Origin of the sequence: Shimia litoralis (genome assembly GCF_005518135.1) — a bacterium.
In the GTDB taxonomy this organism is placed as follows: Bacteria; Pseudomonadota; Alphaproteobacteria; order Rhodobacterales; family Rhodobacteraceae; genus Shimia_E; species Shimia_E litoralis.
The window spans coordinates 381676-400901 of the sequence record NZ_SULI01000001.1 but is presented as its reverse complement, the minus strand read 5'-3'; the positions used below and the strand labels follow the sequence as shown (position 1 = coordinate 400901).

Sequence of the window (19226 nt, the reverse complement as noted above, 5' to 3'; positions counted from 1 at the left end):
CTTGTATCCATTCAATCGGGTTGGATACATCTTAGCACGCTGTCCGAATTTGCCGGACCACTTCACAGAGTAGCGCCATCAAATACGCTTGGACTATGACGCGCCAACAAGAGGCCGCCGCAAGGTCGTCCGCGGATAGGTCTTTGGGCGATCTACAGTACGAGGCGGTTGGCGCGGATTTACAAAAAGAACTTCTCCGATCCATCGCTAAAATCGTGTACATGAACCGTGACCTGATCGTCGCTAAGCGTCACCACACCGTAGGCCGGGGGTTCGAAATTCGCCGCAATACGATCGGCGGCTCCGTCAAGTTCCAAGGCGACCTGATGGTTAAGACCGCGCATGCAGGAATAGCTGATGCCCCGCCAATTCCCAAAAATGGTGCGATGCACATGGCCAAAGAACAGATGCCGGATACGCGCCTTGTGAGGGGCGATGACATCATAGAGCGCCTCGGCATCCTGCAACATGATCCGGTCCATAGATACGATGCCTGTCTTGATCGGCGGGTGGTGCATGAACAGGATGACTGATCCATTGGTTTGCTCCAGTTCGCGATCCAACCAGGCTTGACGCGCGGAGCAATAGGCGCCCGCATGGGTTTCTGGGTCTTTTGTGTCCAGCAAGAGGAACCGCCCGAACGGGGTGTCAAAACCGCTTTGTACAAACCCGTTTTCGTCGCGGGGAATCTCTGGGAAGGCCTCAGTAAATGCCGCGGTGTCGTCGTGATTGCCGACCAGTAGGTGCAGGGGGATGTCGAGCTCTTTGATTTCGCGCGAAAACCGCGCATAGGCCGCCGTGTCGCCCCAATGTGTCATGTCACCGGTCAGGACAACAAAGTCCGCATCGCCGTGTTCTGCATTGATAGACGCGACAGCGGCCCGCAGCCGCGCGGCGGGGTCTTGGCCATAAAGCTCCCCTTCGCCGATGACATGAGTGTCGGTAAGATGGATAAATTTCATTCTACGGCCAAGGGCTTGGCCCAATCGTTCCACTCGGTCCCAGCACTAAAAATCGGTCCGTCCCAAGTGAACGGGATTTCATGAATGGTGGTACCCGTGTCCTGTGCAAGGATCACCCCATAAGACGGGGCCATCGGAGCGCCCTGCAGCAGCTCCTGCTCGTTCAGATTTGGCAAGGATTGGTTCCCGGTCGAGCGGACGGAAGCAAAAGGAATTCCGCACCAAGTCCCGTGCACAGGCGCATGGACATGGCCAAAATGGATGTAGTCGATACGATCACGGTACTTTGTCAAAAGCTCGGCCAGTGGTGCGCGGTCTTCTGGCACAAGGGCGATCTTGTCTTCGGCAGGCAGGCCAAGGGACATGGCATTGTGATGCATGAACAGGCGCGCATGGGTGCAGTGTAGGAGTTCGGCCTCCAGCCAGTCGCGGCGGCGGCTGCAAAAATGGCCTTCGTGGGTGCAAGGCTCGGTCGTGTCGAGGTAGATCAGGCGCGTGCCGTCCACCGTTTCTGCGTGGTTGATGAAACCCGCCGCGTCTTTGGGGTGGTCCGGGAAGGCAGCAAGAAAGGCCGCGCGGTCATCGTGGTTGCCGATCAAAAGACGCACGGGACAGGGCAGATCGATCAGGGCATCCACAAGGGCCGCATAGGCAGCGGGTTCGCCCCAGTGGGTCAAATCGCCTGTTATGATGATCCGCGCGGCATCGCTGTGCTGGGCCCGCACATCGTCGAGCGCTTGGGCGAAACGTCTGTGGGGGTTCAGACCCCCCATGCGTTCACCGGGGACCGTCAAATGAATGTCGGAGATTTGCACAAGCTTCATGGATCTTAGCCTTTCTAGAAGAGATATCTGGCCGCCCTCGGAAAGGGCGGCCAGAGGTTGGTTTAGCCATTTGGCAGAAGATCCGCGATTTCCTCGACCAGCTCGTCTTGCAGTTCTTGCATGTCGGTGGCATCGCCAGTGACGATGCGTTCGATCCCGTCATAAATCACCTGCGTGATCGCCAAGCCGTTGTCGCCGGGATAAGCCAGCCAGTCACGCAGCAGCGGAAGTTGGTCCACGGCAGTCTGCTTGTTGGGATTCTGCTCGTAGAAATCGGCCAGAATGATCTCGTTGGCAGCCTTGTTGGGGGGCATGTAGCCGGTCGTCATGGCGACCTGGGCAGCGCCCTCACCGGAGGTGATGAACTTCAGCCATGTCCAAGCAGCGTCGCGCACCGCAGGGTCATCCGAGGTCGAGGTCAGCAGCGCCGCGTTGCCGCCCGCAGGCAAACCCATTGGGGCGTCGTCAAGGCCCGGGAACGGGCCGGTCACCAGCTCGAAATCGCCCTGGCTGCGTTCAACTGTGCCCAATGCGGAAGTGGACCAGAACATCATGCCAATATCGCCTGCAGAGAAGGACGCAAGCGCCGCCTGCCAGTCGAGGTTCTGCATTTCACAGCCCTCGAAAATCTCTTGCATCTGCTCCAACGCAACCAGAGCCTCTGGGCTGTCCATGGTCACGTGGCCTTCTTCGACGATAGCTTTGTCCTGGCTCCACAAAAGGGCTTGTACGAACCAGTTGCCGGTGATGTTCCAGCCCCAGAAAATCGGGTTCTCGACGCCATTGGCTTTCATGGTCTGACAGGCGGAAATGACCTCGTCCCAAGTTGTTGGAAGTTCGGTGATGCCACCTTCGCGCATGATATCCATATTGTAGTAGCCAACCGGCAGGGAGATCGAGAACGGCAGGCCGTAGACTTCATCGTTAAATGTGGACAGGGACAGCATGGCTTCGTGGTAGCCATTTGTTTCAAAATCGGCCTCGGCGGCAATGAACGGTGTCAGCGACTGGGCGATGCCCTTGTCGACCAACGGTGCCTGACGGTTCAGGCCCTGCATGGTGACGTCTGGTAGATTGCCAGCTACGGCTTCGCGCAGAACAGTGTTTGTGGCATCCTCGTAGGATTCGTAGGTGGCGCGGAAGACGACGTCGATGTTCGGGTGGGCTTCGTTGAAGGCCGGCATCATTGCTTCATACGTCACATCAAACAGGTGGCTATAGGGATAGGCGAACTCGATCGTCACCTTGTCCTCGGCGAAAACGGCGGTGGCGGTAAGCGCCAAAGCCATTGCAGTTACGGTATTTTTCATTATCTCTACTCCAGTTGTCGGGGACGTCCGGTTTGGCGATTGGTAGACCCCAATGATGTTCCCCGTTTGGGGAGGTGATTATCCCCTTGCGGGGCTATGTGTAGGGCGGGCCAAGGCGCGCCCTACTTCATTCCAGACAGCGTGATCCCCTCGATAAAGCGGCGTTGGGCTAGCAAAAATGCGACGATCAAAGGTGTGACGATAACAGTGGCCGTGGCCATCATCGGACCAAAGAACGACCCATCCCCGTCGCCTTTGAATTCGCGCAGACCCAGTGGCGGCGTGAACAGATCGCGGTTTCCGGTCACGACGATGCGCGGCCAGAAATAATCATTCCAATGGGCCACCACAGAAAAGATCGCGAAAGCCAAAAGCGCGGGTATCGCGGTGGGCAACATGACCCGCCAGACGATGGCCAGCTCGGACATCCCGTCCATCCGCGCCGCATCAATCAGATCGTCAGGCACAGTCATGAAGAACTGACGCATCAGGAAAATTCCAAAGACCGAGATCGTCCACGGCACGACAAGGGCTGCATAGGTGTTGGTCAGTCCCAGCTTCGCCAACCCGATATAAAGCGGCAACGCAATGGCGTGGACAGGGATCAACAGGCAGAACAGGACCAGCCCAAAGACAGCATCGCGCCCCCAAAATTTTAGCTTTGCCAGCGCATAGGCGGCAGGTAGGGCCACAACAATCTGGATTAGGAAGATCGATGCCGTGACGAAGACGCCATTCAGCAGATAGCGGACAAGCGGCGCTTCGGAGAAAGCTTTGGAATAGTTGAACACAATGGGCCGCATGGAACAGTCCGCCTCAGCCTCGGCCAAAAGAGAGGCCTGCACGCTGGCGTCGTCTTGCCCCACAAACCGCGCGCGGGCGGCTTCGATATCGGCACGGTCTGGCTGGCGCAGGGCGACGCAGCGCGGATCGACCATCATCTCCTGCCGACCAAAGAAACCGCCTTCACCACGGTCGATTTCTCCAGGGCTTTTGAACGAATAGCTGACCATCATGTAGAAGGGCGCCAGCACGATTATCGTGCCTAGGATCAGCACCATATGTTTCCACCAATCATGTGTCATCAGTAGTGCACCTTGCGTTCGACCAGCCAGCGCTGGATCAGGGTCAAAAACATAACGAACAGCAGGAACAACATCGTGATGGCCGAGCCCATTCCGATCAGATTCTGCTGGATGCCTTTCTCGAAAATCGCGAACATCATCACGTAAGCGGATTTGTTCGGTCCGCCCCCCTGGGGCCAGAAGGCCTCTATCGTGTCAAAGACTTGAAAGGCGCGGATACAGGAAATGGTCACGACAAAGACGGTGGTTGGCCCGAGGGCGGGCCAAGTGACCAGTCGGAACCGCTCCCACCCGGAGCGGGCACCATCCATTTCGGCAGCGTGGTACAGCTCTCGGTGCACCGACGTCAAACCGGCCAAAAACAACACCATATTGAAGCCGAAGCCCTGCCAGATTCCAATGAAACAAACCACCCAGATCGCATAGTCACGATCCCCGAGCCACAAAGGGAAACCCTCGGAGCAGCCACCTGAAAAGAAGGGGATTATCTCAAACCATGTCCCGCAGGTCATCTCCAACGTGCGGTTCACCATGCCAATGGTCGGATGCAGCATGAATTCCCAAGCAATGGCCATCGCCAGCATCGTGGCCATCACTGGTAAGAAATAGATCGTCTTGTAGATGTCCCCGATCCGGCCCAACGAGTGGACCAGCAAGGCCGCCCCTAGGCCAAGGCCCACGGAAATTGGCACCACGGTCACCACATAGGTAAATGTCGCGACGAACATCTTTTCATAAGTGGAGCGGGTGAACAGGCGCTCATAGTTCTGCACTCCGACCCAGTCGAAGCCGGGATTGCCCAACGAATAGTTGGTGAAAGACAGCACACCGGCCACGATAATCGGTACCAGAAGGATCAGAACCATAAGAAACAAGGCTGGCGATGCCAACGCCCAGCCTGTGCGCGCTTGCCTGTTGTCGACTTTGAGCGTGGTAACGTCTGCTGCGACGTTGGGATCAACTGCCACCATGTCAGGCCACCTCACGTGCGGTGGTTGCGGCAAGTTCGATGTGGCGCAACCGCATGCCCTCAGCGTCGAATATCATGGCCGCGCTCAGATCAAAGCTCAGACCAACCTGCGCACCCAAACCTAAACTCTGGCGCTGCGCTGGCATGGCCCGCATGGTCACCCGCGATCCATCGGTGTCTAGGGCAACTTGGGCAAAGATTTCGGACCCGAGATTTTCTATATGCACAATCCGTCCGGTCAGACGTGGCGCGGATTGTGTCAATCGCAGGGCTTCGGGCCGCAGGCCCATCTGCATCATCTTCGGGCTCTCGATGGAGAGGCCAGAATTCAGGACCTGATCAAACACCGTTAGCTCGGTGCCGTTGCGCTCCAAAGGCAAGACATTGATCTTGGGCGAACCGATGAATTCGGCTACGCGAATGTTGTCAGGGTCTTCATAGATCACATCAGGGGCGGCACATTGCAGGATTTCACCGCCCATCATCACCGCGATCCGGTCGGACATGGTCATGGCTTCGACTTGATCATGGGTAACGTAGATAAACGTCGCCTTCAGGCGGCGGTGCAGCTCGGCGATCTCTGCGCGGGTCTGAACGCGCAGTTTCGCATCAAGGTTTGACAGCGGCTCATCCAACAAGAACGCCGCCGGATCGCGCACCAAAGCGCGGCCCAAAGCAACACGCTGTCGTTGCCCACCCGACAATTGCCCGGGCTTGCGGTCAAGAAGTGCCGCAATTTCCAAAATCTCGGCCGCATGCCGGACCGCTTGGCCAATATCGGCTTTTTGCGTCCGCGCTCCTGGCAGGATACCGCCCAGCACTGGCAACCGCTGCAGCGCTGTCATTTGGCGCATCTGCAAAGGCACAGCAATGTTCTCGGCCACAGTCAAATGCGGATACAGCGCGTAGGATTGAAACACCATCGACAAATTGCGATCCGCCGCGCGGAGCTGTGTCACATCCATTCCACCGATTGCGATGTTACCGCTCGTCGGTGTTTCAAGCCCAGCAATGATCCGCAACAATGTCGATTTTCCGCAGCCAGAAGGCCCCACCAACGACACGAATTCTCCATCCTTCACATCCAAGGTCACCCCTTTCAAAACGGAGGCTTCGCCGAAGTGCTTGGTGACAGATGCGATCTGCAAATCTGACATTTGATTCCCCTTTGGTACAGCCAGAGAAGTAGGGGCTGAACACAACCGTTTTGTGTCGTCATATTAGTGAAACCGATGGGTTCTATCTGGGAGGCGAAAGGAAAAATCATGCGCCCAAACCACCATCAGTTCGAAGCATTTGCCTATGTCGTCCGCGAGGGGAGCTTTTCCGCCGCTGCCGCGCGGCTGGGCGTCACCCAATCCACGATCACACAACATATTGCGAATCTTGAAAAAAGTGTCGGAACGCATCTCCTGCTGCGCGGTCGGGATGGCGTGGAACTCACCCCGACCGGACAGGATTTTTACGACCTCGCGGACCGCATGATCGCGCTGAGCGCAGAAGTCACCGAGCGGCTCGAGGGGTTCAATGCCATGAAAGAAGGTCGCCTCAAGATCATCGGAAATGCGCCACAACCAGCATTGAAGATCATTGCGCGGTTTCAACGCCGATTTCCTGATATTCGTGTCGATTTCGGGCTTTACGATTGGACGACAGCCAAATCAATGATCGGGAACCGCCTTGCGGATGTCGGCTTGATCACGGATGCGCCTGATCATGAGCATTGGGAAAAGATCCACATAGAAAGCGCGCGTTATATGATCTATTGCCGCAGCGATCACCCCTTCGCCAAGCGCGCTAAGATTTCACTGGCCGAGCTTGAACAAGAGACGGTCATTGTGCCGGAGAAGGGGTCGCTCACGCGACGCTTACTTGACCGAGCTTGCGATCGCTACGACATATCGTTCAATCGCGTGGCCACGATGACGACCTTCCCCTTGATGTGCGAAGCTGTGTTGCAGGGAATTGGTGTGGCGCTGTTTTTGCAAAACAGCAGCCTCATCAAAAACAATCTTTGCGAAATTGACATCGAAGAAATGCCAGAAGCCCGGAACACGTCCCTTATCGCCACCAAAGACCGCACGCGGTTGAAGCTCGTTTCCGAATTCATCAATGCCGCCATTGAATGAGCCCCCTGAGCGTTCAGTTTCACTTTGTGAACCTAAGACGAGTGGTTCATGTATCTTGCAGCGCTGGACGGTTTGGGCTCCTTTGTCCCGCAGATTGTTGTTGCCGCCATTCGCGCAACCGCTGCGGGGGCAAATCTGACAAGGAGAAAAGCGCGGGCAGCGCTCGGTTCTACGGGGGTTGTGCGTAAGGTTTGCATTGGTTGATGCGCATACCCAACGACCGTGTGAGGACTGACGGCAAAGGTAGGTCGGTTTTCTTGCCACGAGATGGCCGACTGGCCTTCCTTTTTACGACCGCTGGCCCAGACTGGCGGGGATTTTGGGGAGATGGCCGCAGCGAGTGGCCGGGCAACCGGGGATTGCAGTTTCGGAAATCGTGATTGGGTCATGCGACCTCCGCCCATGGTGGCACCCGGGATTTGGGTGCCGCGCCGCGCAGGAACGTTTCGCCGAGACCCATTGCGACACCGCTGGGCTCGGGTACTTCGGGCAATGTCGGTTGCGCCCGCGGAAGAGCCAGCATGCGGTCGGGATTCACGGTAATAGTCGCGCAGAATTTCCCGCAGGTTTGGAGGCCGTATCACATGGCGGTCCTCGCGACCCTTGCCCTGGTCAACACGGATTAACATGTGGTCACTGTCGATGTCGCCGATCTGCAAATGGCTGATAGCGCTGGCGGGCAGCCCGCCGCCATAGGCAACGCTGATGGCAGCGCAGTATCGCAAGCCGGGTGTTGAAAGTCGGTGCACCGACACACCGTTCCTTCATATCCAGTTGAAACGCCCTCAGTTCGTCCGGTGTTGCTCTATCCCCCGCGTGACCCAGAAACCGGATGAAATCCCGCATCACCGCAGGTACATCGCATGCAACTTTGGCTACAGCCCCTTGATCAGCATGTCTTCTATTAATCGCTGGCGTCGTTTGGGAATATTTTGATCCGTCATCAGATTGAGAAGGTCCCAATCGTCAGACAGGTTCGTCAGTTCGCAACATCCACAGCTCCAATCCGCGCGCTGTACCCGCACAAACACCAATACCGCAAGACCAGTCTCGTCCTCGCCACGCATAAGAAACGCAGTAGATAGCCGCAGAATAAGCCTGTTTCCCGTGCTGCGAAACGAATATTTATACCCTCTCACACGTCAAAAATCACGAGCACAAAGGTCGTGAACCGTATTTGAGCTTTGAGGAGTTTGCTCAGGTTGCAGGGGGTGATGCACACCGCCAGCCGCCGAAAGCTCCGGTACACCCATATCATCCGTGAAGGGAGCGGGGGTACAATTGGCAGACATGATCGCGCCGAAAAGCCATTGAGGCGTCACAGGTAAAACGTACGTAGAAGGGGGGTAAGTGGTACCACCTCCCCGGCTCGAACGGGGGACCTCCTGATCCACAATCAGGCGCTCTAACCTACTGAGCTAAGGCGGCACTGTCACGCGATTTACATATCCTGTTCAGCGATTGCAAGCGCCTAAAACACAAAAACATCGCTTTGTTTCTCAAGAATGCCCCGAGTACCTGACGCGGGCCGCAAAACACGGCTATTCGCCGAGCAATGACGGACACCGACAGCACAGGTCGACGAATTTTTCATTTTGTTCAGAGTCTAATGCGCGTTGTACCTTTGCGCGCACAATGGATTTCTGCTGTGCGCATCACGTGGCCGGAACACGGTCCCTGAGGTCACCCAGCTTGCCAATTGCTTCAATTCGCGCTAGGCGAATTCTTGAAACAGGAGTACAGAAATTGGGCATCAACACCGAACGCGACATCGAAGCCAACCTCCAAATCGGCCCGACCGATCAAGGATTTGTGCGTATTTTCATCGAGGCCAATGGCGTAGAAGTTCCTATGGATTTCTCCCCAGAGGAAGCTGACGAAATTGCCGAAGAAATCAGAGCCGCAGCCGCGACCGCCCGTACAGTCGCCAAATAAGCGACGCTGGTCATAACCCAGCCCCCTGCCCTTTGGGAACCGCACTGACACTGCGCAGTTTGCTTGCACCCCCTTGTCGCGCGCACACCGAAGGATTAGGTAAGCCTTGGCGGGTTCTGCCCTTCTCGTGATACGGTAGCATTCCGGTGGCCTTAAGCAAATCCGAGGGAGCTGGCTCTGTTCTGACCCTGGTCTGATTACCTGGCGCCCACCTGTACATACAGGTCCTCGGGAATGAGAGTACCACACGGCTGCGATTGCGGGCCCGCCACATTTCCCCTCATAGAATCAAAAAGCAGCGCCCCTCAAGGCACTGCCATCTTCCTGAACTTTCGGAAATCGGGTCGCTAAGTAGACTGCTCGCGTTTTGCAGGAGCTTTCGCAGCAACCGGAATCGGAATCAGACTGGGCTGCATCACAGGTAACTCATCCCGCTTGCCGCCGGACGGTGTGTCTTTGTCGGCCATCCGCATGATTGTGATGGAAAATTGCACACCAGCGAACACGACACCGTTGAACATGAACAACATCACAACCGCAATAAGACCACCCGATGTATGCGTGACAAGGTGCCAAAGGTTTCCAACATTCAGATACAGCAGCATGCCGACAAACATCGCCGACAGGCCGAAACCTGCAAAGACTTGAAGAATATATAACCGAATAAGCTTGGGCATCGCACCGTCCTCTTCTGGATAAAGATAATATTCCAAAGCAGGAATATCGCAAGTCACAATTAGCGATCGCACAGATATGCAGATCGGCTATGCGTCAGGGCTTGTGCACGGGAACTCCCTGCTCTTAGGGTGAAACCGACCTCAAAGGATGCAGAGAATGTCTGACGCCAAAACCACTGCTCGCAATACCGTCAAAGCCCGCATGCCCGAAATCTCAGACTGGACGCGAACCATCTGGGACTACGGCGAGACCGCGTGGCGCGAGTACAAAAGCTGTGATTTCTATGTCGCACGGCTGCGCGAAGAAGGGTTTGAGGTCGAGGTCGGGTCTGGCGGAATGCCCACAGCATTTTGCGCCACTTGGTCAAACGGTGATGGCCCAACGATTGGTGGATATGCCGAATACGACGGCATCCCCGGGAATTGTCAGGCCGCAGAGCCGGTGAAAAAGCCGCGCCAAGGGTTAGGTCCGCATGCTGGCGGCCACACGGATCCGCATTCCGCCCTTGGGATGGGCGCATTCGGCGGGTTTCTTGCGGCAAAGGCCGCGATGGAGGCCCATAACATCAAGGGGCGTCTCAAGTTTTTTGGCGAGCCCGCAGAAAAGGTGCGAGGGTCAAAGCCGATTCATGCGGCCGCTGGATATTATGATGATCTAGATGCGGCACTGTCCTTTCATCCGTTTTATATGGCGCCGCTGTGTAACACAGTGCGATGGGACACCCATTGCGGGGTTGGCTATGGGGTAATCTATGAATTTACATGTGATGCACCCGAAACATGGATGGCGGGTGCCGAGGCATCGCCGATCCCCGCAAGCCACGCCGCGGCCCGTGCACCCGGGGCAACCGATGCCATGATGCATATGTACAATTCTGCCAAAGCCCTGCGAGAGCATGTCATGGCCCCCGGCCAAAGCTGGTCAATGAATGAAACCATCCTCAGCCACGGCCAAGCCACAGCCGACAACATCCCCGCACAAATTGCGCAGATTCAATATTTCATCCGGATTTCGGAAATCAGCGAGGCCGAGCATATCATACGTGGGCTGGATCACTTTGCGGACTTGGCTGCGAAACTCTGCCACTGTCAGTGGCGACGTCACTGGGTGGCGAAATCGCGCCCTGGCTTGGCCAACCACGCGTTGGCCAAGGCCACATATGCCAATCTGGAAACCGTCGGTGCGCCAGTTTGGGGACAAGAGGCCCAAGACTTTGGCCGCGCCATTCAGACCGAACTTGGCTTGACCCCAATGGCATCGCCCTTCTTGCCAATGATCTCGGAATTGACACCGCCAGAGCAAGCCGAGGAAGCGTTGCGTCAGATGCTCCCCCCGACGCAGAGACATTTCACATCTGATGATTATACCGAGTTTTGCTGGCATGCGCCCACCGTACGTCTGTATATTGGCCGCCCGGCCTTGGCAGCGCCAGAAGGGTTTGCCTATCCGGCGTGGGCGATGAATGCTATGGGGGGCGACCCGGCCTGTATTGACCCAATGATCGAAGTCGCCGCCCAAGTGATTGCCATGACCGCGCTGGATTGCCTGATGCCCGAAAGTTCGGTTCTGGCTGATGCAAAAGACGAATTTGTCACGCGTACGGGCGGCGGTGTTGGCGGCGATGCATGGATCGCACCACTCTGCGACTACGCGCCGCCGTTAAATTTCCGCTGGCCGGAATATGTCACCACACGCCGCGGAGAAGACTGGGTCATTCCACGGCGCTAGGTCGTCTTGAGATGGTCTGATTTTAGCATGCACGCGCGGCATGCGCCGCGAAACTTAAAATGCTTCGGGGCGAGCTTCGCGTGCCATATGATCGAGAACAGCGTTCACGAATTTGCCTTCTTTTCCATCAGGGAAAAAGGCTTCGGCAACGCCGACAAACTCGGAAATTGACACTTTTGGCGGCGTGTCGGTCTGTGTGAATTCTGCGCCCGCAGCGCGGAAAAGCGCGCGCAATGTCGGATCAATGCGCGCGATTGGCCACTTGGCCACAAGTGCACGGTCCGTCATTTGGTCAATCGCAGCCTGATGGTTCACCGCGTTTTCAAGCAAGATCGAGAACAAACCGACATCGCCGTCGATCATCTCGTGGTCTTCGAATACCTCGCCAAACCGATGGTCCAGAAACTCGATCCGCACCTGATCAAAGGTTTGGTTGGATTGTTCCATTTGATACAGCGCCTGCACAGCATAAAGCCGCGCCGCTGATTTCATCTTACGTTTCTGGTTACCTGAAAGGGTCATGCGGTAGGGTTGTCCTTGAGTTCGCCGGCGAGCTTGAATTCTTGGGCTTCTGGCATAAAGCCCACGCCTTTGCGTTGGGCGCCCCATTTACGGGTCAACGCAATCAGATGCAAGGCCGCAGCAGCAGCCCCGCCACCTTTGTTTTGATCCGCCGGATCGGCGCGCACTTCGGCTTGTTTGCGATTTTCCACGGTCAGGATGCCATTGCCGATGCAAAGCCCCTGAAGCCCCAACATCTGAATCGCCCGCGAGCTGTCATTGCACACGGTTTCATAATGGGTGGTTTCCCCACGGATCACACAGCCCAAGGCGACATAGCCGTCAAAATTTGACAACCGTTCAGCGATGCCAATGGCCGTCGGAATTTCCAAAGCGCCAGGAACTTCGATCACTTCGAACGTCCCGTTGGCGGCTTCGATCTCGGCTTTGGCCCCTGCCAGCATATTGTCAGCAATGTCTTTGTAATACGGCGAGATCACGATCCCCAATTTGACCGGCTTGTCAAAGCTGGCCCGTGGCATGATGTAATGTTGTTCTGCACCGGCCATGGGTTAACCCTCGCTTTGATCTGATGAAATTGGGTGGGTTCCCACAATCGAGAGCCCATAGGCATCCAAGCCTAGGTATTGGGTCATAGGCGAATCTGTCAAAAGAACCAGCTCGGACAAGCCAAGAGACGACATGATTTGCGACCCGATCCCAGTACGTTTGATAATACGCGGCCGATCATCGTCCTCTTCACCAAAGTCCAGCTTGGGGTGCGGTTCGCGGAACAAAAGAACCGCGCCACGGCCCTCTTGCGCCACAATGCGCATCGCATCGGTTAATTCGTCACGCGGCTTAGGGCCAAGCCCAAGGACATCTGCCAGCTCGTTCAGCGCGTGCGTACGCACCAACACAGGGCTTGGCGTGGTGATATCACCTTTGATCAGCGCGACGTGGTCGGTGCCACTGATCTGATCTGTAAAGACCCGCATTTCCCACTCACCGCCGACTTCTGCGGTGACGGTTTGACGGCGGGTCTCACGCACAAGGTTATCATGCTTGTGACGGTACGCGATCAAATCAGAAATTGTGCCAATTTTCAGACCATGTTTTTTGCCGACCTCAACAAGGTCAGGCAAACGCGCCATGGTACCGTCTTCTTTCATGATCTCACAGATCACACCGGATGGGTGCTTGCCTGCCAAACGCGAGATATCAACCGCCGCTTCGGTGTGCCCAGCACGTACCAAAACGCCGCCTGCACGCGCGCGCAGAGGAAAGACATGCCCGGGTGTCGCAATGTGTGCACTGGTATTTTGTTCGTCGATGGCCGTCGCGACCGTCAATGCGCGGTCTTCGGCGGAAATTCCGGTGCTGACGCCTTCGCGCGCTTCGATCGACACAGTAAAGGCCGTTTCATGACGCGACGAATTATTGACCGCCATCATGGGCAGCCCCAGATCGTCTATGCGTTGCGACGTCATCGGCAGGCAAACCAACCCACGACCATACATGGCCATAAAGTTGATCGCGGCAGCATCCGCAGATTCGGCCGGAATCACAAAGTCACCTTCGTTTTCGCGGTCTTCGTGATCGACAAGGATATACATCCGACCCTGACGGGCATCTTCGATGATTTCTTCAATCGGGCTGATTGCGGCGCGCAGCGCCTCTTCTACGGGGCCGGGTTTTTCAAAAGACATGGGCTCTCTCTCGCCAAACTATTGTCAGCCAGATAGCCCAACACCGTCCTGAACACCAGAGGCAGCCGCGCCAGTTCCTTAGCCAAACGCGACGTAGTTCGGGTCAAAGCCTTTTTTGATATGGTCTACGCCGCTACTCAGCTTCGGCAAGACGCGCCACATACCGCGCCAACGTATCAATTTCCAAATTGATACGATGCCCGACACGCGCATCCCCCCAAGTCGTCGCAACCTTGGTATGCGGAATAAAGTTGATACCAAAATCACAACCGGACACTTCGTTCACCGTCAAGGATGTCCCGTTCAATGCCACAGAGCCTTTGGGGGCAATAAATTTCGCCAATGCCTGTGGCGCACGCAAGGTCACCCGTGTGCTGTCGCCTTCATCATGCATCGCGATAACTTCGGCGACACCATCAACATGGCCAGACACAATATGCCCACCCAGTTCATCCCCAACCTTAAGCGCGCGTTCGAGATTCAGTCGCCGGCCCGTGGCCCATACATCCAAATTGGTTTTCGATACCGTTTCCGCAGAAATTTCTACATCAAACCAGTCATCACCCAGTTCTATGACCGTCAGGCACACACCATCACAGGCAATCGAAGCCCCAAGATCAATACCCTGAGTATCATATGACGTCTCGATCCGAGCGCGCAAATCCCCGCGTTTTTCAAGGTCGCGGACCGTGCCAATATCGGTGATAATCCCTGTGAACATGGGCCTATTTCCTACTAAGTAATTCGTCGGATCAGACCTAGCGTGCCCCAGCCCTGCGCGCAAGTCGCCTTACTTTCGCCCAAACATTCCGCTAAGGTCTCTTCAAGAACTTGCGTATAAGACAGGTTACAATGGCACATTCGAGCGGCGACAATCGCGTATTTCTCTTTTTACAGGGTCCCCACGGCCCATTTTTCAACGTCTTGGGAAAAATGCTCCGCAAATCTGGCGCAACCGTTTGGCGTGTGGGGTTTAATGCGGGTGACCAAGCCTTTTGGCGCGATACCGACAGCTATTTACCCTTTGAGCAGACCCAAGACTGTTGGTCAGACACATTTTCTTCAATTTGTGCGGACAAACAGATCACCGACCTTGTGCTGTACGGCGATGTGCGCCCCATTCACGCCCAAGCCGTCGATCTGGCCCGCAAGGCAGGCATTCGAGTTCATGTCTTTGAAGAAGGATATCTGCGCCCCTACTGGGTCACCTACGAGCGCGATGGATCAAACGGACATTCGCGGCTTATGAAAATGGATATCGCTGATATGGAAACAGCGCTGGAAGGCGCTGACATGGATGCGCCCATGCCCCCCGGACACTGGGGGGATATGCGCCAACACGTATTCTATGGCGCGCTCTATCATTGGTTCGTGATGTTTCAGAATCGCAAGTATCGCAATTTTCGCCCCCACCGCGCCCTGAGCGTGACCCGCGAATTCAAACTGTATGTGCGCCGCCTATTGTTGATGCCGGTGCATGCGATCGAACGACGCTTGGCGACGTTCCGCGTGAAACACGGTGGGTTCCCGTATCATCTTGCGCTTTTACAACTTGAGCACGACAGCTCATTTCAAAAACATTCTCCGTTTTCAACCATGACCGAATTTCTGGATGTCGTGCTTGATGGTTTTGCCACTGGCGCCCCAAGTCACCATCATCTGGTTTTCAAAGCCCATCCACTGGAAGACGGGCGTGTCCCGTTGCGCCATGAAATCGCGCGGCTCGCCAAAAAATACGGTGTCAAAGATCGGGTGCACTATGTGCGGGGCGGCAAGCTTGCCCAACTGTTGAATCATGCACGTACAGCCGTCACCGTGAACTCAACCGCAGCGCAACAGGTACTGTGGCGCGGCATTCCACTTAAGGTGTTTGGCGATGCGGTCTATAACCAGCCTGAATTCATCAGCCCCCAACCCTTGAGCCAGTTTTTCGCCACGGCCACACGTCCGGACAATCGCGCCTATAAAACCTATCGCCGGTTTCTTTTGGAAACCAGTCAGGTTCCCGGCGGCTTTTATTCCTCGCGCGGCCGTCGACATTTGTTGCGCCAAGTGGTTGATATGATGCTTGCACCCGAAGACCCATATGATGCGTTGCGCTTGGGAACAGCGGCACCGAGGCAACAGTTGCGTCTTGTGAAACAATAGACACAAGGTCTAGCGCTGGATTTTCAGTTCGGATTCCGGTAAGTTAAGAAAAAAACCTGAGGCAGAACAATAACAGGTCGAGGAGACCGAGCAGTGAAATCCGTACAAAACCGATGGGTGAGGTGCGTCGCCCTGTTGGCGACAGTCGCCATGGTGTCCTCGTGCAGCCTGTTGCCGCGGACAGGTCCGAACAAGCGCGAAATTTATTCCGGTTCGGTTCAACGTGAAGGCGACGCCTTTGTTGTCGCCGTCAATGATCGCGTGACACGTACCACCGCAGTTGTCCCTGCGTTGGGGTTTTCCAATGATTTTCGCAATGCCGCGCAATTGGGGTCTGACACGATCAGACCAGGTGATGTGCTGTCTTTGACGATCTGGGAAAACGTCGACAAGCCGTTGCTTGGTCCCGCCGGACAGGTCTCTGCCGTTTTGACCGAAGTTCAGGTCGACGGCGCTGGCTTTATCTTTGTGCCGTACGCAGGGCGCATTCGTGCGGCTGGCAACACCCCCGAATCTATTCGCCGCGTCATCAGCAGCAAGCTTGAAGAGCAAACACCTGATCCACAGGTCGAAGTCCGCCGTGCTGCCGGTGACGGGTCAACCGTGTCATTGGTTGGCAGCGTTGGCGGCCAAGGCGTCTATGCCATCGAGCGCCCCACACGCACATTGTCCACAATGCTTGCACATGCAGGCGGTGTGACCATCACGCCGGAAATCGCACAGGTCACCGTTTTGCGTGGCAATCAGCGCGGCCAGATTTGGTTCCAAGATTTGTATGAATACCCAGAACTGGATATCGCCTTGCGCGCCGGAGACCGCATTCTGGTCGAAGAAGACACCCGTGCCTTTACCGCACTGGGGGCCACAGGCACACAAAGCCGCGTCAACTTTACGTCTAAGAACCTTTCCGCGATCGAAGCCATTGCCCAAGTTGGCGGTCTGACGTCCAACAGCGCAGATCCAACGGGCGTCTTTATCTTCCGGAACGAACCTGAAGAAATCTCTAATCAGGTCCTAGGTCGTACCGATCTCACAGGTGCACAACGTATGGTGTATGTCTTAAACCTGACTGAACCTAACGGCATGTTTGTGGCCCGTGACTTTGTCGTCCGAGACGGCGATACGCTTTATGTCACAGAAGCCCCCATCACCACATGGAACAAAACCATTGCAGGTCTAACCGGCTCGCTGGGTGGCATCAGTTCGGTTGACTCACTGGCGCAAATTGCTGGTCTGTAATGCCGTTACCTAAACTTGACGACACAACCGCCGCTGAGCATGGCTCGCGGCGGTTGTTTGCCTTTAACGGCGGTTTTTTCTGGCAAAAACGTCTGCGACGCATGCTGTCGCTGGCGGGGTATGATCTGCGTTTGGGTCGACCAAAGCCAAAGGATTTGATTGCTGTCTGGGGGCAAAGCCCGACATCGGGGCGCGGTGCGGCGGTGGCAAAACGCACAGGCGCACGCACCCTCTATGTCGAGGACGCACTTCTGCGCTCGGTCTTGCCGGGACGCGCGGGACAGCAACCTCCGATCGGGGTTATGTATCGACCACAAGGCCCCACATTTTGATCCGACAACGCCCTCTGATCTTGAGACCATCCTGTCCTCGGCGCACCTAGATGACAGCGCGGTGCTAAATCGTGCCCGCACAGCCATTGCCCGTATCAAAGCGGCCCACCTGTCAAAATACAGTGGCAATGACCCGACCCTGCCCGCGCCGGACCCGGGATATGTTCTGGTGATTGACCAAACCAGAGGAGATGCCTCTGTCACTGCCAGCAAAGGCAATGACGCGCTGTTCCGCGAAATGCTGGTGTTCGCCCAAGAGGAACATCCCGGATGTCGCGTTCTGATCAAATCACATCCCGAAACCGCCCAAGGTCTGCGCGCGGGGTATTTCGGCCCGCAGGATGAGAGTGATCGCGTCAAGATCATCAGCACCCCGCACAGCCCGTGGGCCCTGTTTGAAGGTGCTGTGGGTGTCTATACCGTCTCTTCGCAGATGGGGTTCGAGGCAATTTTCGCAGGCCATAAGCCGCGCGTCTTCGGTCAACCCTTCTATGCTGGATGGGGATTGACCCAAGACGAATTTCCGGTGCCGCGGCGTACGCGCATACTTACCCGCAGCCAGCTTTTTGCCGCCGCAATGATCCTTTATCCGATCTGGTATGACCCGCATAACGATCAGCTTTGCGAGCTTGAAGACGCCATTGATGCCCTCGAGGCGCAGACAAGCGAATGGCGCGAGGATCGTCATGGCTGGGTGGGGCACGGCATGCGTCTCTGGAAGCGCACACCTCTGCAAAAGATGTTCGGCCGATATAAGCCCATGCGCTTTGACCATTTTGCCGATGGCGCGCGGGACATGGCGTGGGGCACGACCTATGCGCCACCAAATGCAGTGCGCATCGAAGACGGCTTTTTGAGATCACGCGGTTTGGGCGCACAATTGGTCCCTCCGCTGTCATTGGTGTGCGATGATCTGGGCATTTACTATGACCCCCGGCACAAAAGCCGCCTCGAAGCCCTGATCGAGACACGGCGCAACTTGCGGCCGGATCAAACACAACGCGTCGAAGCCCTCATGGCACAAATGTGCACCTTGGGGGTGAGCAAATACAATCTGACAGGTGCCTTGCCCCAATTGCCAGAGGGGCGCAAAATTCTGGTTCCAGGTCAGGTCGAGGATGACGCGTCCCTCACCTTTGGCGGCGCGGATATTCGGACAAACGCCGCACTTTTGGCACAGGTACGAGCGCAAAACCCCGACGCGATTGTGATCTATAAACCGCATCCGGATGTCGTGGCTGGATTGCGCAACGGCGCCGTGCCCAACGCGACTGACTGGGCCGATGTGGTTGTGACCTCGGTCGATATGCATGATCTGCTCACGGCCATCGACGAAGTTTGGACAATGACCTCGGGCACGGGGTTCGAAGCGTTGATCCGCCGCAAGAAAGTGGTCACGTTTGGCGTTCCCTTTTATGCTGGCTGGGGCTTGACCGAGGATCGTGCGCAATGTCCTGACCGTCGCAGTGATGGCCTTGCACTCGAGAGCCTCGTGCATGCTGCATTGATTGATTATCCCAGATATTTCGACCCCAACACAGGCTTAGCCTGTTCCGTAGAGGTCGCCATTATGCGCCTTACAAGCGGAGACATCGTCAAGCCGTCGTTGGCCATTCGAAATCTGGCAAAGCTTCAGGGCATATTTTCAGGATGGAGCAGGCTGTGGCGCTGATCGA

At 56.1% G+C, this 19226-nt stretch carries 17 protein-coding genes, 1 tRNA gene and 1 pseudogene; 6 read left to right on the top strand and 13 right to left on the bottom strand.

Features of this window, described 5'->3' with window-relative positions; all coding sequences use genetic code 11:
- Positions 1 to 179: 179 nt before the first annotated feature.
- The 6 genes from FAP39_RS01905 to FAP39_RS01880 form a co-directional block, all read right to left on the bottom strand.
- Positions 180 to 962, bottom strand: a complete 783-nt coding sequence (locus FAP39_RS01905) for a phosphodiesterase (RefSeq protein WP_138014664.1) — start codon at positions 960 to 962, stop codon at positions 180 to 182.
- Positions 959 to 1786: a metallophosphoesterase gene (locus tag FAP39_RS01900; protein WP_138014663.1), complete on the bottom strand. Its 828-nt coding sequence runs from the start codon at positions 1784 to 1786 to the stop codon at positions 959 to 961. Before FAP39_RS01900 ends, FAP39_RS01905 begins: the two co-directional genes overlap by 4 nt.
- Before the next feature lie 62 nt (positions 1787 to 1848).
- Positions 1849 to 3096, bottom strand: a complete 1248-nt coding sequence (locus FAP39_RS01895; RefSeq protein ID WP_138014662.1) for an ABC transporter substrate-binding protein — start codon at positions 3094 to 3096, stop codon at positions 1849 to 1851.
- Between the two features lie 122 nt (positions 3097 to 3218).
- Complete coding sequence (locus FAP39_RS01890) at positions 3219 to 4181, bottom strand: carbohydrate ABC transporter permease (protein ID WP_138014661.1); 963 nt, start codon at positions 4179 to 4181, stop codon at positions 3219 to 3221.
- Positions 4181 to 5152 carry a carbohydrate ABC transporter permease gene (locus FAP39_RS01885; protein ID WP_138014660.1) on the bottom strand — a complete coding sequence of 324 codons (972 nt, stop codon included), beginning with the start codon at positions 5150 to 5152 and terminating at the stop codon, positions 4181 to 4183. The genes FAP39_RS01890 and FAP39_RS01885 overlap by 1 nt, the downstream gene beginning before the upstream one ends.
- A 1-nt stretch (position 5153) precedes the next feature.
- The gene (locus tag FAP39_RS01880) at positions 5154 to 6308 is read right to left on the bottom strand and encodes an ABC transporter ATP-binding protein (protein WP_138014659.1); all 1155 of its coding nucleotides are present in this window, start codon (positions 6306 to 6308) and stop codon (positions 5154 to 5156) included.
- Positions 6309 to 6416: 108 nt separating this feature from the next.
- Here FAP39_RS01880 and FAP39_RS01875 point away from each other — a divergent pair, with 108 nt between their 5' ends.
- Positions 6417 to 7280: a LysR family transcriptional regulator gene (locus tag FAP39_RS01875; RefSeq protein ID WP_138014658.1), complete on the top strand. Its 864-nt coding sequence runs from the start codon at positions 6417 to 6419 to the stop codon at positions 7278 to 7280.
- A gap of 875 nt (positions 7281 to 8155) precedes the next feature.
- Here the strand turns inward: FAP39_RS01875 and FAP39_RS01870 are convergent.
- Together FAP39_RS01870 and FAP39_RS01865 are read right to left on the bottom strand one after the other, a co-directional pair.
- The gene (locus tag FAP39_RS01870) at positions 8156 to 8347 is read right to left on the bottom strand and encodes a hypothetical protein (protein WP_138014657.1); all 192 of its coding nucleotides are present in this window, start codon (positions 8345 to 8347) and stop codon (positions 8156 to 8158) included.
- Positions 8348 to 8631: 284 nt separating this feature from the next.
- A tRNA-His gene (locus FAP39_RS01865) sits at positions 8632 to 8708 on the bottom strand.
- A 318-nt stretch (positions 8709 to 9026) separates the two neighbouring features.
- Between FAP39_RS01865 and FAP39_RS01860 the strand changes: the two genes are divergently transcribed.
- Positions 9027 to 9215 carry a DUF6324 family protein gene (locus FAP39_RS01860; protein WP_138014656.1) on the top strand — a complete coding sequence of 63 codons (189 nt, stop codon included), beginning with the start codon at positions 9027 to 9029 and terminating at the stop codon, positions 9213 to 9215.
- 347 nt (positions 9216 to 9562) lie between these two features.
- Here FAP39_RS01860 and FAP39_RS01855 read toward each other — a convergent pair whose 3' ends face one another.
- The gene (locus tag FAP39_RS01855; RefSeq protein ID WP_138014655.1) at positions 9563 to 9892 is read right to left on the bottom strand and encodes a hypothetical protein; all 330 of its coding nucleotides are present in this window, start codon (positions 9890 to 9892) and stop codon (positions 9563 to 9565) included.
- 157 nt (positions 9893 to 10049) lie between these two features.
- Between FAP39_RS01855 and FAP39_RS01850 the strand changes: the two genes are divergently transcribed.
- Positions 10050 to 11621 (top strand): zinc-binding metallopeptidase family protein, encoded by a 1572-nt coding sequence (locus tag FAP39_RS01850; RefSeq protein ID WP_138014654.1) that lies wholly within the window; start codon positions 10050 to 10052, stop codon positions 11619 to 11621.
- A gap of 54 nt (positions 11622 to 11675) precedes the next feature.
- On the opposite strand, the gene nusB is transcribed toward FAP39_RS01850, so the two are convergent.
- From nusB to FAP39_RS01830, 4 genes are all read right to left on the bottom strand, one after another.
- On the bottom strand, positions 11676 to 12143 hold the full coding sequence (gene nusB, locus FAP39_RS01845; protein ID WP_138014653.1) for a transcription antitermination factor NusB: 468 nt from the start codon (positions 12141 to 12143) through the stop codon (positions 11676 to 11678).
- Positions 12140 to 12691 (bottom strand): 6,7-dimethyl-8-ribityllumazine synthase, encoded by a 552-nt coding sequence (locus FAP39_RS01840; RefSeq protein WP_138014652.1) that lies wholly within the window; start codon positions 12689 to 12691, stop codon positions 12140 to 12142. The genes nusB and FAP39_RS01840 overlap by 4 nt, the downstream gene beginning before the upstream one ends.
- A gap of 3 nt (positions 12692 to 12694) precedes the next feature.
- Positions 12695 to 13831: a 3,4-dihydroxy-2-butanone-4-phosphate synthase gene (gene ribB, locus FAP39_RS01835; RefSeq protein WP_138014651.1), complete on the bottom strand. Its 1137-nt coding sequence runs from the start codon at positions 13829 to 13831 to the stop codon at positions 12695 to 12697.
- A 133-nt stretch (positions 13832 to 13964) separates the two neighbouring features.
- The gene (locus FAP39_RS01830) at positions 13965 to 14552 is read right to left on the bottom strand and encodes a riboflavin synthase (RefSeq protein WP_138014650.1); all 588 of its coding nucleotides are present in this window, start codon (positions 14550 to 14552) and stop codon (positions 13965 to 13967) included.
- Positions 14553 to 14683: 131 nt separating this feature from the next.
- Here FAP39_RS01830 and FAP39_RS01825 point away from each other — a divergent pair, with 131 nt between their 5' ends.
- From FAP39_RS01825 to FAP39_RS01815, 3 genes and pseudogenes are all read left to right on the top strand, one after another.
- The gene (locus FAP39_RS01825; RefSeq protein WP_138014649.1) at positions 14684 to 15979 is read left to right on the top strand and encodes a capsule biosynthesis protein; all 1296 of its coding nucleotides are present in this window, start codon (positions 14684 to 14686) and stop codon (positions 15977 to 15979) included.
- 93 nt (positions 15980 to 16072) lie between these two features.
- Positions 16073 to 17218: a polysaccharide biosynthesis/export family protein gene (locus FAP39_RS01820; RefSeq protein ID WP_246058897.1), complete on the top strand. Its 1146-nt coding sequence runs from the start codon at positions 16073 to 16075 to the stop codon at positions 17216 to 17218.
- Positions 17218 to 19222: pseudogene (locus FAP39_RS01815) on the top strand (capsular polysaccharide biosynthesis protein). Before FAP39_RS01820 ends, FAP39_RS01815 begins: the two are co-directional and overlap by 1 nt.
- The last annotated feature ends 4 nt before the right edge of the window (positions 19223 to 19226 follow it).